The sequence below is a fragment of the Bosea sp. ANAM02 genome, assembly GCF_011764485.1.
GTDB lineage: Bacteria > Pseudomonadota > Alphaproteobacteria > Rhizobiales > Beijerinckiaceae > Allobosea.
This window is the reverse complement of record NZ_AP022848.1, coordinates 2323639-2338201: the sequence shown is the minus strand read 5'-3', so window position 1 is coordinate 2338201 and position 14563 is coordinate 2323639. Positions and strand designations below refer to the sequence as shown.

Genomic DNA, 14563 nt, shown 5'->3' with positions numbered 1-14563 from the left:
CGGCATGCGCTCGCTCCTGTTCGTGCCGGGCGACAGCCCGAAGAAGCAGCAGAAGGGCCTGGACTGTGGTGCAGACGCGCTGATCCTCGACCTTGAGGATTCCGTCGCGCTCGACGGCAAGCCGCAGGCGCGCGAGATCACCCGCGCCTTCCTCGAAGCCACCCGCCCCCTGCCGAAGCGCCCGCTGCTCATCGTCCGCATCAACGCCCTGACGACCGGCATGAGCGATGCCGATCTCGACGCGATCATGCCCGGCGCGCCGGACGCGATCATGCTGCCCAAATCGGAGGGCGGCACCGATGTCGGCCATCTCGCCGCCAAGATCGCGGTGCGCGAGGCCGAGGCCGACCTGCCGGACGGCACGACGCGCATCCTCCCGATCGGCACCGAGACCGGCAAGGCGATCTTCGGGCTCGGCAGCTACAGCCGCTCCTCGCACCGCCTGATGGCGCTGACCTGGGGCGCGGAGGACCTCTCGGCCGATCTCGGCGCCGAGACCAACAGGCTGGAGGACGGCTCCTATGCCGATCCCTATCGCCTCGCCCGCGCCCTCACCCTCTTCGCCGCGACGGCGGCGCAGGTCGACGCGATCGACACGGTCTTCACCAATTTCCGCGACGATGCCAGCTTCCGCGCCGAATGCCTCGCCTCGCGCCGCGACGGCTTCACCGGCAAGATGGCGATCCACCCAGCACAGGTCCCGGTCATCAACGAGATCTTCGCGCCTTCGCCGGCAGCGCTCGCCAAGGCGGAGCAGATCATCGCCCTGTTCGAGGCCAATCCCAGCGCCGGCGTCATCGGGCTCGATGGCGAAATGCTGGATCGTCCCCATCTGATCAAGGCGCAGCGGCTCGTCGCACGAGCTCGCAAACTGGCTGAATGAACCGCCGGAGGCGATTCGAATGACTCAGGTTTTCGAGGTTTCAGGCATGCATTGCGGCGGTTGCGCCTCGCGCGTCCAGCGCGCCGCGACAGCGCTCGCTCCCGGCGCGACGGTGACGCTCGATCCGCCGCGCCTCACCTTGCCGGAAGGCGCCAAACTCGATGCCGAGGCGATCAACAAGGCGCTGGCGGAATTCGGGGATTACAGCGCCAGGCCGCTGGCGGGTTGAAGCCGACGCCGTCCGGGGCACGCTTCCCGTCATGGTCGGGCTTGTCCCGACCATCCACGTCTTCATCGATGCAGTGCGGTGTTCAAGACGTGGATGCTCGCCACAAGGGCGAGCATGACGGCGCTTGACGATCCTACCCGCCCGCAGGGCGCGTGATCGAGAACAGGCTCGTCACCTCGGCATAATCGGCATAGCCGCAGCGCGCGATCGGGTTGGCGCCGGCGGTGTCGAAGCGCCCGTCCTTGACGAAGGCATCGTCGATGAAGATGCCGACGACCTGCCCCAACACCATCCAGCGCGGCACGGCGTTGCCGTCGATATCCTGCAACTGCTGGACCGAGAGCAGCTTGCATTCGAGCGCGGCCGGCGTGCCGGCGACGCGCGGCGGCTTGACGAAGCGCGACGGCGCCATCTCCAGCCCGGCATGGGGATATTCGCTCTCGCCCCGCGGCAGCGGCGCCGAGGTCAGGTTCATCGGATGCGCCAGCGCCTTGGTCACCAGCGAGCAGGTGAACTCGCCGGTCTCCTCGGCGAAGGCGACGGCGTCCTTCCGGTTCTCCGAGGAGAACATCACGATGTTCGGCCGCGACGAGATCGCGTTGAAGAAGCTGTAGGGCGAGAGATTGACCTCGCCTTTGGCGCTCAGCGCCGTGATCCAGCCGATCGGCCGCGGCGCGACGATCGCCTTGAACGGATCGTGCGCGAAGCCGAGATCCTCTTTCGTGGCCGAATAGATCATCGTGTCAGGACCCGTAATAGCTGACGATATCGGCCATCACCGGCCGGTCGCGATCGGTGATCGGCGCGGTCGGGGTGCCGAGATGCAGGAAGCCGGCCATGCGCTCGTCCTCGGCCAGCCCGAATTCGCTCAGCACCTGCCGGTCGAAGGAGAACCAGTTGGTCAGCCAGGAGCCGGCATAGCCCATGGCATAGGCGGCGACGAGCATGTTCATGCAGACCGCGCCGGCCGAGAGCTCCTGCTCCCAGAGCGGAATCTTGGCGTGCTCGCGCGCCCGCGATATCACGGCGACGATGACCGGCGCATGCAGCAGGCGCTTGCGCTCGAACTCGACCTGGTCCTCGCTCGCCTGCGGGTTCTTCTCCCGGAAGATGCGGGCGACGATATCGGCCGCCTCCTCGCGGGCCGCCCCCTTGAAGACGATGAAGCGCCAGGGCGCGAGCTTGCCATGATCGGGCACGCGCGCGGCAATGGCCAGGAGGTCGTCGAGCTGGGCGCCATCCGGGCCAGGCGCCGTGAGGAACTGCGGCGGCACGGAGCGACGCAGCTTGAGCAGAGAGAGCGTATCGGTCATGAAACATCCTGACTATGGCTTGGTAATTGACCTATTCCTTCGCCATGATGAGGACAAGCGGAGCTGCTCATACATCGCCGCAGAACCGCCGAGGACGAAAAGCATGCTTGAATTGGAGGGCTTCAAAGCTCGCCGCCTTGTCGGAGCGGCCTTCGCCATGGCCGTCCTGCTTGCGCCCGATCTTGCCGGCGCCCAGTCCGCCGATCCCGGCCCCGGAGCCGATGCGCCTCCTCCTGCACCGATGCAGGGCCAGCCGGCCGCGCCGAACGGGCTCGCGCGCCTGACCTTGGCCGCCCAGTTCGCCGCCGACCGCAAGCCGATCCGCTCCGGGCTGAACTGGCGCGTCCTCAGCGAAGGCGTCGATGGCGCCTCCCCCAGGATCGTCGCGCGCTCCTCCGAGCCGGAGCCCGCCTTCTCGCTTCCGCCGGGCAACTACGTCATCCATGCCGGCTATGGCTTCGCCAGCGGCACCAAGCGCCTCAGCCTGGGGCCGGACGGTCTGCGCGACCAGGTACAGATCAGCGCGGGAGCGCTCTCGCTCGCCGGTTCGATCGGCGATGCGCCGCTCCCGGGCTCCCTGCTCTCCTTCTCGGTCTTCGTGCCGCTGCAGGGCAATTCGGAAGGACGCCTGATCACCAGCGGCGCCAAGGCGGGCGAGGTCATCCGCCTGCCCGAGGGCACCTATCACATCGTCTTGACCTACGGCGATTCCAACGCGATCCAGCGCGCCGACGTGAAGGTCGAGACCGGCAAGGTCACCGACGCGACGCTGCATCACCGCGCCGCCAAGGTGACGCTGAAGCTCGTCGCCAATGCCGGCGGCGAAGCCTTCGCCGGCACCGCCTTCAGCGTGCTGACTCCCGGCGGCGACGTGATCCGCGAGGCGATCGGCGCCTTCCCGCAGGTCATCCTGGCCGAGGGCGACTATGTCCTGATCGCCCGGCAGGAGGGACAGGTCTATTCCCGCGACTTCAAGGTCGAGTCGGGCAGCGACCGCGATATCGAGGTTCTGGCAAAGTAGGCCGGCAGCTCCTTCGCACGCCCGTTGTCATTCCGGGGCGCGCCGCAGGCGCGCCCCGGAATGACAGAACTTCAATTCGTCGGCTTTCCCTTGCCCGCCGTCTCGATCCTGACGGGCCCGATCCCGGCGACGATTCCATCCGCCAGCCGCAGCGCCAGGCAGCGATAGCCCGCATCGACCAGATGCAAGCCGTCCATGCCGACGAGTTCCTCCGGGGTGAACTGGCGTGAATTCGACCAGCCCTTCATCATCGCATAGCGCGGAAAGAGCGCGATCGCCTGATCCTGCGCCGTTTTCGTCAGCACCTTGCGGTAATCGTCGTAATGCGGGTAGCGCCCCTCGCGTGGCAGCCAGGGCAGGTCCATCAGGATCATCTCGATCCCGGCAGCCCGTGCCTTGCCGACGCCCTTGCGCAGGATCTTGCCGAGCTTGTCCTCGCCGACATCGCGGATCACGTCATTGATCACGGCCTGCCAGATCACGATCGCCGGCTTCTCGTCGATGACGTCGGCCTGCATGCGCGACAGCATGTCGTAAGCCGACTGGCCGCCGACGCCCTTGTTGACGACCCTGACCTCGGCCCCCGGCAGGCGCCGGCGCAATTCCGCCTGCAGGACGGACGGGTAGCTCCTGTCGTCGGCGCTGGCGCCGGACCCTGCGGTCGCGGAGGAACCGAGCGCAACGATCGTCAGGCGGCCGGTTTCCTGAAGCGCCCTGCGGGCGGCGGGAAGGCTTGGCTGAAAGGCGATCTTCGCCGCTTCCGTGCGGCAGCGGGCATCGAGCGGCGGCGGCAGCGGCGCCGCGCCCGATCCGGAATTCAGCGCGAGGAGAAGGACGGCCGCGGCAACGGCGCGCCACGGGCCTGGATAGCCTCGGCGCTTGCGCCGCGTTTCGTGATCGAACCGTACCACGACAGGAAAATCCCTAACCCTGTCAGGATTGTAGCGCCAGCCGTGCATATCAGCAACTGAACGCCGAGATCGAAGGAGGTTTCCGCGAGCACGATCTGCCCGATGATCGAGAGCACGATGCCGACGCAGAAGACATGCAGCGAATTCTGTCCCGTCTTGGCCAGCGCGCGGCCGGGCATCGCCTTGGCCAAGGCACCACCCGCCGGCAGCCAGCGGATCGCCAGCCAGGCCAGCGCGCCGATATGCAGGATGCGCGTCCAGGCGAGATTGGTCTTGTCCGAGCCGAGCTGAACGGAGTCGAACCAGTCGTTCAGCGTCACGATTCCGGTCGGATTGCCGCTCGACGCCTTCACCACCCAGGCGAAGACGATGAAGGCGACCGCCGCGACGTCGAGCCAGACGAGGCGCGGCGCGCGAACGCCGAGTTGCGCCGCGCGGCCGATGACGACGCCGAGCGTGAACACGACCTGCCAGGCGAAGGGGTTGAAGAACCAGGTGCCGGCATTGCCATTGGGCAGGTTCAGCTCGAAAGCGAGCGCCGCCTGCCAGATCGCCAGCGAGCAGGCGAGCGTCAGCAGCGGGCTCAGCCGCGCCGCATAATACATCATCGGGAACAGCGCGAGCAGCACGATATAGAGCGGCAGGATATCGAGATAGGACGGCTGATAGGTCAGGGTCAGCGCGCCGATCAGCGCCTCGATCGTGTCGCGGAAGAAGGGCTGGATGTTGATCGCCTCGATATAGAGCGGGTTCTGCGTCCGCGTCACCGCCGTGGCGACCACGCCGCAGACGATGATGAACACAGCGATATGGGCGATGTAGAGCGTCCAGAGCCGGGCGCCGAGCTTCAGGCCGGCGACCGCGAAGCCACGCTGCTCGATCAGCCCCCCATAGGCCAGCGTCGCCGAGACGCCGGCGAGCAGCACGAAGATATCGGCCGCGTCCGAGAAGCCGAAATTATGCGGCATATAGGCCGAGACCACGTTCCCCGGCATGTGGTTGATGAAGATGATCAGCAGGGCGAGCCCGCGGATCACGTCGATCCGCGCGTCCCGCCCCTGCGCGGTCAGCACCGCGTCCACGGCCGGTCGGCCGAGAAGCAGGAAGCGCCTGAAGGAAGAGAGGGAGGACACGGGACGCAAGTCCTTGAGCGAGGCAGCCTTCGGCAGGCCGGAAATCACAGTCGAAACGTCGACGGCCGATACATGTTCCCGGGTCAACGCTCCCAGATGAACGTCCGCTGTCGAAGCCGTTCATCTGCTGTTCATATAACTCCCGGGGATTCGCGTCACGCGGCGCGTTGTCACAAGCACGTGTGATGCATCATGAGCGGCTTTGCGGCGGGGTCGAGACGGAGCGGCGCCGACACGGCAATGTGATAACGGACGCCGTCGGACGATGACGCTTAAGGAAATACGCAGGTCATCCCGGGCTTGACCCGGGATCCATGCCGGAGCGCTTCCAGTCAAGGTTCAGGAATGGACCCCGGATCTCCGCTTCGCCGCGTCCGGGATGCCCCACGCTTTTACGAGAAGTCGAGGCGGGCCCGTGAACAGCCAATGCTCTTCAATACGGCGGTTCGGCGTAGACCGGCTTGCCGTCGATCAGCAGACGCTTGATCGCGGCCTCCCCCGACGACGAAACGGCGGCGACGACCTCGATCCGGGCCTTGTCGGTGGTCTCGATCGCCTTGCCTTCGCCCTGCGGCACGAAATAGCTCTCGAGCCCATAGGCGATGCGCAGGCGGTTGCGCCGCCCACTGCAATCGACATCGCCGTTCGCGTTGGTGGCGCAGGCCGAGGTCGCGGTGACGCGTCCGGCGATCACGACGATACCGTCGCCGACCTTCGGCCAGTCACGCGCGACGCCGGTCGCCTTGGCGAAGCCCTGCTCGTCCCGGCCGAGGCTGACATAGACGCGCTCGCCACGCTGGAAGCCCGACTGGCCCGCGGCATCGGCTTCCACCGTGCTGATCGGATAGGCGAGGATGACGTAATCGCCGCGGAAGAGGTCGCGTGGATCGACCGGCACGCTCCGCAGACGGATTTCGGTACCGCCTCGCAGGATGCGCGCCCGCTGCTCGACGAGCGCGAGCAGCACGAGCCCCAGCAGCAGCGCGGTTGCCAGCGCGCGCCAGACCAGCGGCACCCTGGCGACGAGGCTATCGGCCGAAAGCGCGCGCATCAGGCCGCTTCCTTCTCGGGCGGGTTGAGCCGGGCGAAGAGCCGCCGCGCCCCGGAGGCGATCGCCAGCAGCGCGGCGCCCGCGACGAGGAAGAACAGCGACTGGTCCAGCAGCGTGCCGATCGTCTGCCAGAGCAGGATCAGGATCGCGACGCCGAACAGCGCCGAGCCCGCCAGAACCAGCCGCCGGATGCCGCCGACCGACCCGGCCACCACCAGCGCGGTCGCCGCCAGCAGCACGAGGCTCGCGACGATGATCTTGCCGACCATGGCTGTGACGATCCCGGTCCAGAACACGGCGGGCACCAGCAAGGCGAAAGCGAGCCCCGCCGCCAGCGGCCAGGCGAAGCGCCGCTCGCGCGCGAGGCCCGCCAGACAGGCGACGACGGGAATGGCGACGGCATAGGCCAGGAAGACGAAGCGGAAGGCATGGCCTGCCCGTGCCTCGTCCCGGTCGAGGATGCGGATCAGTTCGACGTTCAGCACCAGCACCAGCCCGAGCAGGCCCCAGGGCAGGCAGGCGGTCAGGACAGAAGGCAGGTCCCGGTCGAGCGCCAGGGCACCCAGCGCCACGTAGAACACGGCGAGCGCCAGCCCATAGGCCAGAAGCCCGTAATCGAAGCGGTCGAACAGCCCATAGCCGGGCGCCATCGCGAGCCAGGCGGCTGCCGCGAGCACGACGAGGTGATGCACCAGCCGGTTGTCACGCGACAGCGAGAGCCAGAGCGCCGGCAGATAGAGGATGAAGAAGCTAAGATGGGCGCCGCTGCGCGCCTCCTCCCAGCGCCCACCGCTCCAGGCGCAGATCGCGATCAGCGCGATCGCGAGCGCGCCGTTCGAGCCCATCAGGACGGCGGCGATCAGGCCGCCGAGCGCGACCAGCAGGGCCCCGCCCGGCCAGTCCGCCGGCAGATGATACATCTGGCCGACCAGTGCCAGGCCCGCGCCGAAGATCAGCACGCCGCAGGTCACGGCGGCATCGGCGCCGCGCGGCGAACCCTGCCGCTCCAGCCGGAACGCATAGGCGATGCAGATGGCAATCGCAGCGAGGACCATGCCGAGCTTGACGAGGCGCGGGATGTCCTCCCAGCCAGCCGCGACGAAGGCGGCGACGCTCGCCGCGATCAGCAGGCCGCCGAGCAGGCCGAGCACGGCCGGCAGGCGGATGCCGCCCTGCTCGCGCGCGACCGAGCGCCGGATCGCGCCGGCATTCTCGGCCGTGAGCCAGCCCTCGGTGACCCAGCGGGGAAGATCGGCTTCGAGCCGCTTGCGATAGGAACCGGTCAGCATCGCCGGCAATCTGCCATGGCGAGGGCTGGATTCGCTAGTGGAGTGCAAACACCGTTGTCATTCCGGGTCTTCGCGCAGAGAAGAACCCGGAACTCACGACTGGGTGCAACATCTAACGTCTTTTGCAGACGGCTCACCCGGTCGTGGGTTCCGGGTTCGCGCCTGTGGCGCGCCCCGGAATGACAAGCGTGAGGTGCCGCTGGTTACACAGCCTTCACGGCCTTCCGGCGCGCCAGATCAGGCGCAAGTGCCTCCTGGCCCAGCGCCGCGAGCGCCTCGTCCAGCGTCATCACCGTCTGCGCCTGGCTGCCGAGCCGGCGGACCGTCACGGTCTTCTCCTCGGCCTCGCGCTTGCCGACGGCGAGAATGACCGGGACCTTGGCCAGCGAGTGCTCGCGCACCTTGTACGAGATCTTCTCGTTGCGCAGATCGGCGCGGGCACGCAGGCCGGCGCCCATCAGGGCCATCGTCACATCCTCGGCATAGGCATCCGCCTCCGAGGTGATCGGGCAGACGACGATCTGCTCGGGCGCCAGCCAGAGCGGGAAATGCCCGGCATGGTGCTCGATCAGGATGCCGGTGAAGCGCTCCAGCGAACCGCAGATGGCGCGGTGGACCATGACCGGCTGCTTCTTCTCGCCGTCGGCGCCGATATAGAAGGCGCCGAACCGCTCCGGCAGGTTGAAGTCGACCTGCGTCGTGCCGCATTGCCAGTCCCGGCCGATGGCGTCGCGCAGCACGTACTCGAATTTCGGCCCGTAGAACGCGCCCTCGCCCGGATTGATCTCGATCTTGATCCGGTTGCCGGACTGCTTGGCGATCCGCTCCAGCACGCCGGTCATCACCTCCTCGGCATGGTCCCAGACCGCATCGGAGCCGACGCGCTTCTCGGGGCGCGTCGAGAGCTTGATCACGAGTTCCTCGGTGAAGCCGAAATCCTCGTAGACCGACAGGATCAGGTCGTTGATCTTCAGGCACTCGGCCGCGAGCTGCTCCTCCGTGCAGAAGATATGCGCGTCGTCCTGCGTGAAGCCGCGCACGCGCATCAGTCCATGCAGCGCGCCCGAAGGCTCGTAGCGATGGACATTGCCGAATTCGGCAAGCCGGATGGGCAGATCGCGATAGCTCTTCAGACCATGCTTGAAGATCTGGACATGGCCCGGGCAGTTCATCGGCTTCAGCGCGAAGACGCGGTGATCGCGCTCGGCATCGGCCGGGTTCTCGAAAGCCGAGGCCGATTTCACCGCGAACATGTTGTCCTGGTACCAGCCCCAGTGGCCCGAGGTCTCCCAGAGCGACTTGTCGAGGATCTGCGGCGCGTTCACCTCCTCGTAGTCGGCGGCGAGGCGGCGGCGCATATAGGCGATGATCTCCTGGAACAGCCGCCAGCCCTTGGAGTGCCAGAACACGACGCCCGGACCTTCCTCCTGGAAATGGAACAGGTCCATCTCCCGGCCGAGCTTGCGGTGGTCGCGCTTCTCCGCCTCCTCGAGCTGCTTGAGATAGGCGTCGAGCTCTTCCTGCTTCGCGAAGGCCGTGCCGTAGATGCGGGTCAGCATCGCGTTGTTCGAGTCGCCGCGCCAATAGGCACCGGCCGTCTTCATCAGCTTGAAGGCGTTGCCGACCTTGCCGACCGAGGTCATGTGCGGGCCACGGCAGAGATCAATCCAGTCGCCCTGTGCGTACATCTTCAGCGTCTGGTCGGCGGGGATCGCATCGACCAGCTCGACCTTGTAGGCCTCGCCCTTTGCGGCGAAGAAATCCTTGGCCTTGTCGCGGCTCCAGACCTCCTTGGTGAAGGGTTTGTCGCGCGCGATGATCTCGCGCATCTTCTTCTCGATCGCCGGGAAGTCCTCCGGGGTGAAGGGCTCGTTGCGAGCGAAATCGTAGAAGAACCCGTTCTCGATCACCGGGCCGATCGTCACCTGCGTGCCGGGAAAGAGCTCCTGCACGGCCTCGGCGAGGACGTGCGCGGTGTCGTGCCGGATCAGCTCCAGCGAACGCGGGTCTTCCCGGTTCAGAAGCTCGATCCTGGCATCCGCGGTGATCGGATCGGCGAGATCGACGACGGTGCCGTCGAGCGCCATCGCGACAGTGCGCTTCAAGAGGGAGGGAGAGATGCCCTTGGCGATCTCGACTCCGGTGATGCCGGAGGGAAACTCGCGCTTGGCGCCATCGGGAAATGTCAGGGAGATCGTCATCGATCGTGCTCCTGCTCACTCGGGGATACGGGCCCCGTAAGTCAGACCGGCTGCGAATGTGAGGTCGTTCCGCCGCCCGCAGTCGGTTCGGCTTCGGAATCGAAAGCCGCCGGCACGTTCGTTCCGCGCCAGCGGCCATAGGACCATGGCCTATACCACCTCGCATCGGGCGGCAATGCCTCGCAGACGATGTCGACGCCGCTCGTGCCCCAGGGGTTGCAGCGGCAGACGCGGGCAACGCCGATCCAGCCGCCGCGCCACAAGCCGAAGCGCAGGATCGCCTCGTCGGTATAGGCCGAGCAGCTCGGCCAGTGCCGGCAATGCCGCCCGACCAGCATGGAAAGGCTCAGTTGATAGCCGCGAATGGCGAAATGCGCGGCCTTTCTGGGGAAAAGCGCGATGCTTCGCAGCAGCGAAAATCTTTGCTTAACAAAGAGACGCTGGAATAGATCGTCTGCTTCGTTTCGTTCAGCCACAACCAGAACCGCTTCCCTTGCTCGATACCGGACACATGATGCGCGCCGCTCGCTTTCGCCAAGCCCTCGTTCGCAAGGCCTCCCTTCGGAAAGCTCTGCTCGGCACCGGGCTGGCCCTTGGCCTTGGCATCGCCATGCCGGCTTCCGCCCAGCAGCGGCCTTACCTGCTCTGGCTCGACGGCGCCAAGCTCGACATCGCCAAGATCATCGGCCTGCCGCCGGCGCAGAACAGCCCCGAGGGCAAGGCCGAGTTCGAGCAGGTCCAGCAGATCACCTTGAACCGGACGCCCGAGCGCGAGAAGGCCGCCATCGCCGACCAGCGTCAGGCGCTGGTGAATTTCCTGAACGGCATGGACACCGGCTATGTCGACAACACCCATCGCGAGGTGCGGCTGCTGTTCCGCGAGGCGCAAGTCGAACTCGGCATTCTCCTGAAGAGCGTCAACCGGCTGACCAGCCGCCAGCGCCCCTTCCAGCTCTGGGCCAAGACCCGCGTCAAGCCTTGCCCCGGCGCCCGGCCTGTCGGCACGTCCTTCCCCTCCGCCCACGCCGCGACGGCGGCCCTTTATGCCGAACTGCTCAAGGCGGCGATTCCCGAGCTGTCGGACAAGCTGGAGGAGCGGGTGAAGAGCTATGACGAGAGCCGCCTGATCTGCGGCTTCCACTATCCCAGCGACCTCGTCGCCGGCGACAAGGTCGGCCGGGCCGTCGCCAAGGCCCTGCTGGCGGACCAGGCCTTCAAGGCCCGCTTCGACGAGACCCTGCCGGAAATCCGCGTCGCCTTCGGGGTGAAGTGATCGACCGACATATCGTCAGGCGAATCTGGAAGCGTTTCCGGCTCGAACCACCTTGTCATTCCGGGGCACGTCGAAGACGTGAACCCGGAACCCACGCCCGGATGAGCCGCCTGCCATCAGGCATTGTATGTCCCACCCGGTCGTGGGTTCCGGGTTCTTCGCTACGCGAAGCCCCGGAATGACAAAGCTAGGCAAATATCGCCCGCCGCTAGGCTGCGGCCTCCCGGCGCTTCGCCTCGATCTGGTCGATCGCGTCGACCACCGCGTCGAAGGTCAGCATGGTCGAGGCATGCCGCGCCTTGAAATCGCGCACGGGCACGAGCACCGCCAGATCCGCCCATTTTCCCTCTGGCGGGGCGGCATTCTCCTTCAGGATGGCCCGGGCCTGCTCGCGCACCTCCCGCAATTCCGTCGCTGTCGAGCCGACGACATGGCGCGCCATGATCGAGGACGAGGCCTGTCCCAGCGCGCACGCCTTCACCTCATGTCCGAAGCCGGTGACGACATCGCCCGCCATGGTGACATCGACTGTCACGGTCGAGCCGCACAGCTTCGAATGGGCGCGCGCCGTCGCATCGGGGGACGGCAGGCGCTGCAGCAGGGGGATGTTGGCGGCAAGCGAGAGGATGCGCTTGTTGTAGACGTCGTCCAGCATGGCCAGTTCTCTCGCCGGTCTGGAATGACCGGCATGCAGATCCAATATAGGGTTGATCGTCGTATGATGGGAGAGCCTGAAGACCTCTTCCGCCGTGAGGCATCAGACTTGTCACACCGGCCTCGGGAGCCGCAGCCTTTGAGGGGCAGTTCGCGAGGCTTCATCGTCCCAACGGGAGGCACCACATGATCCCTGTGGTTAAGTCCTTGTCCGTCGAGGGGGCCGTCGGCCCCTCCGCTGACAAGTTTCTGGTCCGCAAGCCGACGCAGGAAGAGGCCGAGGCCGCTGTCCGCACATTGCTGCTCTGGGCGGGCGACGACCCGTCGCGCGAGGGCCTGGCCGACACGCCGCGGCGCGTCGCCAAGGCCTACAAGGAATTCTACAAGGGCTATGCCGAGGATCCGCATCATATCCTCGACCGGGTCTTCGAGGAGGTCGAGGGCTATCGCGACATGGTCCTTGTCCGCGACATCCCGTTCTATTCGCATTGCGAGCACCACATGGTGCCCTTCGTCGGAAAGGCGCATATCGGCTACTACCCGTCGAAGGGCGTGGTCGGCCTCTCGAAGCTCGCCCGCATCGTCGACGTCTATGCCCGCCGCCTGCAGACGCAGGAGACGATGACGGCCCAGATCGCCGACGTGATCGAGGAGGCGCTGGAACCCCGCGGCATCGCCATCCTCGTCGAGGCCGAGCATATGTGCATGTCGATGCGCGGCGTGCAGAAGCAGGGCTCCTCGACGATGACCACGCAATATCGCGGCATCTTCCAGGACGATCCGGCCGAGCAGGTTCGCTTCTTCACGATGGTGAAGTCGGCGGGGCTTTGATCGCTCCGGTTGGCTGCGCCTTGCGAACAGGCCGTCATGCTCGGGCTTGACCCGAGCATCTCAGGGCGAGAAAGCGGCCTTTCCTGCACGAGATTCTCGGGTCTGCGCTTCGCCTCGCCCGAGAATGACGTCAGGATCACGTCTTAGAACGATTTTCCGACGGAGCCGCAATGCCCCTCTTCCCCACTGCGCCCGACAAGCACGCCCTCGAGGAGGGCAACATGCTGAGCCCCCGTTTCGACGCGAACGGCCTCGTCACCGTCGTCGCGACGGAGGCCGACAGCGGCGCCGTTCTGATGGTCGCGCATATGAATGCCGAGGCGCTCAGGCGCTCGATCAATACCGGCGAGGCCTGGTACTGGTCGCGCTCCCGCCAGGAACTCTGGCACAAGGGCGCGACCTCCGGCCAGGTCCAGACCATCGTCGAGATGCGGGTCGACTGCGACCAGGATGCGCTCTGGGTCAAGGTGAAGGTCGCCGGCGACGGCGGCTGCTGCCATACCGGGCGCTGCTCGTGCTTCTATCGCATGCAGCCGCTACGAAGCGAGGCGCAGAAGCCGCTGGTCGTTTGCGACTGAGGAAGCCGACCGCCACGCGCATCCGCGATGCGGCCAAGCCACCTTCACGGAATCGTCAAGGACAGGCGATAATCGCCGTAGGCTTGGCCGTTCATCTTTCGCTCATCGGCTTCTGAGACCCTCTCATTCCAAGGAGGGACGAGCCCATGCAGTGGGATGGTGTCGCGCGGCGGGCCTTTGGTCTCGGCGGAGGTGGTGCCGCAATGAACGATATGCGCCCGGTCGAGGGCAAGCCGGCCCTGATCCGGCCGAAGATCGGCCTCGCGCTCGGCGGCGGCGCGGCCCGCGGCTGGGCCCATATCGGCGCGCTCGAAGTACTGATCGAGGCCGGCTTCGCGCCCGATGTCATCGCCGGAACCTCGATCGGGGCGGTGGTCGGCGGCTGTCTCGCCGCCGGCAAGCTGCCCGAGCTCACCGAATTCGCCACCAGCATGACCAAGCGCCGGATCGTCGGCCTGATGGATTTCCATATCGGCGGTGCCGGGCTGATCGCCGGCAGCCGCCTGAAACGCCTGCTCGAACAGAATTTGAACGGCATCCGGATCGAGGATCTCGATCGCCGCTTCGTTGCAGTCGCGACCGAGCTTGGATTCGGCCATGAGATCTGGCTGACCCGCGGCCCGCTGGTCGAGGCTCTGACCGCCTCCTACGCCCTGCCCGGCATCTTCGACCCCGTGAAGCTCGGCGGGCGCTGGCTGATGGACGGCGCGCTGGTCAATCCCGTCCCGGTCACGGCGGCGCGCGCACTCGGCGCTGATGTCGTGATCTGCGTCAACCTCAACAGCGACCTTACCGGCCGCGGCACGACGATCCAGGACCAGAGCTCCGATCCCGATCCGCTCGTGCCGGAACTGCGGATCGAACCCGAGCCGCGCTGGTATGACGGCATCAGCGGCGCGGCGAAGCGCGTCCGCAATATCGTCGGCCGCCCGGCCGAGAACCGCCCCGGCCTCGCCGGCGTGATGATCGACGCCTTCAACATCACGCAGGACCGGATTTCGCGTTCGCGTCTGGCGGGCGATCCGCCGGACGTGATGATCGGCCCCAAGCTCGGCCGCATCGGCCTGTTCGACTTCCACCGGGCCGGCGAGACGATCGAACTCGGCCGCCAGGCCGCCCGGCGGTCGCTCGACGACATCGCCACCCTCGTCGCCGCCAATCATATCGCACCGGAGAGCTGACGCTCTCCGGCTGCG

16 protein-coding genes are annotated in these 14563 nt (G+C 66.7%); 7 read left to right on the top strand and 9 right to left on the bottom strand.

Annotated features, from left to right (window positions below):
• Positions 1–4 precede the first annotated feature (4 nt).
• Positions 5–883, top strand: a complete 879-nt coding sequence (locus OCUBac02_RS11290) for an HpcH/HpaI aldolase/citrate lyase family protein (protein WP_173045679.1) — start codon at positions 5–7, stop codon at positions 881–883.
• A 19-nt stretch (positions 884–902) separates the two neighbouring features.
• Entirely contained in the window at positions 903–1112 is a 210-nt protein-coding gene (locus tag OCUBac02_RS11285; protein ID WP_173045677.1) for a heavy-metal-associated domain-containing protein, read from the top strand.
• Positions 1113–1245: 133 nt separating this feature from the next.
• Here OCUBac02_RS11285 and OCUBac02_RS11280 read toward each other — a convergent pair whose 3' ends face one another.
• A complete protein-coding gene (locus OCUBac02_RS11280) occupies positions 1246–1851 on the bottom strand; it encodes a flavin reductase family protein (RefSeq protein ID WP_173045675.1) in 606 nt (201 codons plus the stop codon).
• A gap of 4 nt (positions 1852–1855) precedes the next feature.
• Complete coding sequence (locus tag OCUBac02_RS11275) at positions 1856–2425, bottom strand: nitroreductase family protein (protein WP_173045673.1); 570 nt, start codon at positions 2423–2425, stop codon at positions 1856–1858.
• Between the two features lie 103 nt (positions 2426–2528).
• Here OCUBac02_RS11275 and OCUBac02_RS11270 point away from each other — a divergent pair, with 103 nt between their 5' ends.
• Entirely contained in the window at positions 2529–3446 is a 918-nt protein-coding gene (locus OCUBac02_RS11270) for a collagen binding domain-containing protein (RefSeq protein WP_173045671.1), read from the top strand.
• A 71-nt stretch (positions 3447–3517) separates the two neighbouring features.
• Here OCUBac02_RS11270 and OCUBac02_RS11265 read toward each other — a convergent pair whose 3' ends face one another.
• From OCUBac02_RS11265 to yidD, 6 genes are all read right to left on the bottom strand, one after another.
• Positions 3518–4357 (bottom strand): SGNH/GDSL hydrolase family protein, encoded by an 840-nt coding sequence (locus tag OCUBac02_RS11265; protein WP_173045669.1) that lies wholly within the window; start codon positions 4355–4357, stop codon positions 3518–3520.
• The gene (locus tag OCUBac02_RS11260) at positions 4264–5490 is read right to left on the bottom strand and encodes an OpgC family protein (RefSeq protein WP_173045667.1); all 1227 of its coding nucleotides are present in this window, start codon (positions 5488–5490) and stop codon (positions 4264–4266) included. Before OCUBac02_RS11260 ends, OCUBac02_RS11265 begins: the two co-directional genes overlap by 94 nt.
• Before the next feature lie 433 nt (positions 5491–5923).
• A complete protein-coding gene (locus tag OCUBac02_RS11255) occupies positions 5924–6541 on the bottom strand; it encodes a GDYXXLXY domain-containing protein (protein ID WP_173045665.1) in 618 nt (205 codons plus the stop codon).
• Positions 6541–7830, bottom strand: a complete 1290-nt coding sequence (locus tag OCUBac02_RS11250) for a DUF2157 domain-containing protein (protein ID WP_173045663.1) — start codon at positions 7828–7830, stop codon at positions 6541–6543. Before OCUBac02_RS11250 ends, OCUBac02_RS11255 begins: the two co-directional genes overlap by 1 nt.
• A gap of 203 nt (positions 7831–8033) precedes the next feature.
• Positions 8034–10031, bottom strand: a complete 1998-nt coding sequence (gene thrS / locus OCUBac02_RS11245; RefSeq protein WP_173045661.1) for a threonine--tRNA ligase — start codon at positions 10029–10031, stop codon at positions 8034–8036.
• A 41-nt stretch (positions 10032–10072) separates the two neighbouring features.
• On the bottom strand, positions 10073–10432 hold the full coding sequence (yidD, locus tag OCUBac02_RS11240) for a membrane protein insertion efficiency factor YidD (protein ID WP_173049506.1): 360 nt from the start codon (positions 10430–10432) through the stop codon (positions 10073–10075).
• Positions 10433–10542: 110 nt separating this feature from the next.
• Between yidD and OCUBac02_RS11235 the strand changes: the two genes are divergently transcribed.
• A complete protein-coding gene (locus tag OCUBac02_RS11235) occupies positions 10543–11304 on the top strand; it encodes a phosphatase PAP2 family protein (RefSeq protein WP_173045659.1) in 762 nt (253 codons plus the stop codon).
• A gap of 208 nt (positions 11305–11512) precedes the next feature.
• On the opposite strand, the gene OCUBac02_RS11230 is transcribed toward OCUBac02_RS11235, so the two are convergent.
• Positions 11513–11959 carry an iron-sulfur cluster assembly scaffold protein gene (locus tag OCUBac02_RS11230; protein ID WP_047578721.1) on the bottom strand — a complete coding sequence of 149 codons (447 nt, stop codon included), beginning with the start codon at positions 11957–11959 and terminating at the stop codon, positions 11513–11515.
• Between the two features lie 185 nt (positions 11960–12144).
• On the opposite strand from OCUBac02_RS11230, the gene folE reads away from it, so the two are divergent.
• The 3 genes from folE (at position 12145) to OCUBac02_RS11215 (ending at position 14548) form a co-directional block, all read left to right on the top strand.
• Positions 12145–12789, top strand: coding sequence for a GTP cyclohydrolase I FolE (gene folE, locus OCUBac02_RS11225; RefSeq protein ID WP_047578719.1), 645 nt, complete (start codon positions 12145–12147; stop codon positions 12787–12789).
• Between the two features lie 170 nt (positions 12790–12959).
• Positions 12960–13367 carry a phosphoribosyl-AMP cyclohydrolase gene (gene hisI, locus OCUBac02_RS11220; RefSeq protein ID WP_173045657.1) on the top strand — a complete coding sequence of 136 codons (408 nt, stop codon included), beginning with the start codon at positions 12960–12962 and terminating at the stop codon, positions 13365–13367.
• Between the two features lie 203 nt (positions 13368–13570).
• The gene (locus OCUBac02_RS11215) at positions 13571–14548 is read left to right on the top strand and encodes a patatin-like phospholipase family protein (protein ID WP_244639164.1); all 978 of its coding nucleotides are present in this window, start codon (positions 13571–13573) and stop codon (positions 14546–14548) included.
• The last annotated feature ends 15 nt before the right edge of the window (positions 14549–14563 follow it).

Excerpts from the sequence above, each read along its gene's own strand:
- thrS (WP_173045661.1), bottom strand. The coding sequence starts at position 10,031 with ATGACGATCTCCCTGACATTTCCCGATGGCGCCAAGCGCGAGTTTCCC.
- OCUBac02_RS11215 (WP_244639164.1), top strand. The coding sequence starts at position 13,571 with ATGAACGATATGCGCCCGGTCGAGGGCAAGCCGGCCCTGATCCGGCCG.
- hisI (WP_173045657.1), top strand. The coding sequence starts at position 12,960 with ATGCCCCTCTTCCCCACTGCGCCCGACAAGCACGCCCTCGAGGAGGGC.
- OCUBac02_RS11235 (WP_173045659.1), top strand. The coding sequence starts at position 10,543 with ATGATGCGCGCCGCTCGCTTTCGCCAAGCCCTCGTTCGCAAGGCCTCC.
- OCUBac02_RS11250 (WP_173045663.1), bottom strand. The coding sequence starts at position 7,830 with ATGCTGACCGGTTCCTATCGCAAGCGGCTCGAAGCCGATCTTCCCCGC.
- folE (WP_047578719.1), top strand. The coding sequence starts at position 12,145 with ATGATCCCTGTGGTTAAGTCCTTGTCCGTCGAGGGGGCCGTCGGCCCC.
- OCUBac02_RS11290 (WP_173045679.1), top strand. The coding sequence starts at position 5 with ATGCGCTCGCTCCTGTTCGTGCCGGGCGACAGCCCGAAGAAGCAGCAG.
- OCUBac02_RS11255 (WP_173045665.1), bottom strand. The coding sequence starts at position 6,541 with ATGCGCGCGCTTTCGGCCGATAGCCTCGTCGCCAGGGTGCCGCTGGTC.
- OCUBac02_RS11230 (WP_047578721.1), bottom strand. The coding sequence starts at position 11,959 with ATGCTGGACGACGTCTACAACAAGCGCATCCTCTCGCTTGCCGCCAAC.
- OCUBac02_RS11270 (WP_173045671.1), top strand. The coding sequence starts at position 2,529 with ATGCTTGAATTGGAGGGCTTCAAAGCTCGCCGCCTTGTCGGAGCGGCC.
- OCUBac02_RS11285 (WP_173045677.1), top strand. The coding sequence starts at position 903 with ATGACTCAGGTTTTCGAGGTTTCAGGCATGCATTGCGGCGGTTGCGCC.
- OCUBac02_RS11275 (WP_173045673.1), bottom strand. The coding sequence starts at position 2,425 with ATGACCGATACGCTCTCTCTGCTCAAGCTGCGTCGCTCCGTGCCGCCG.
- OCUBac02_RS11280 (WP_173045675.1), bottom strand. The coding sequence starts at position 1,851 with ATGATCTATTCGGCCACGAAAGAGGATCTCGGCTTCGCGCACGATCCG.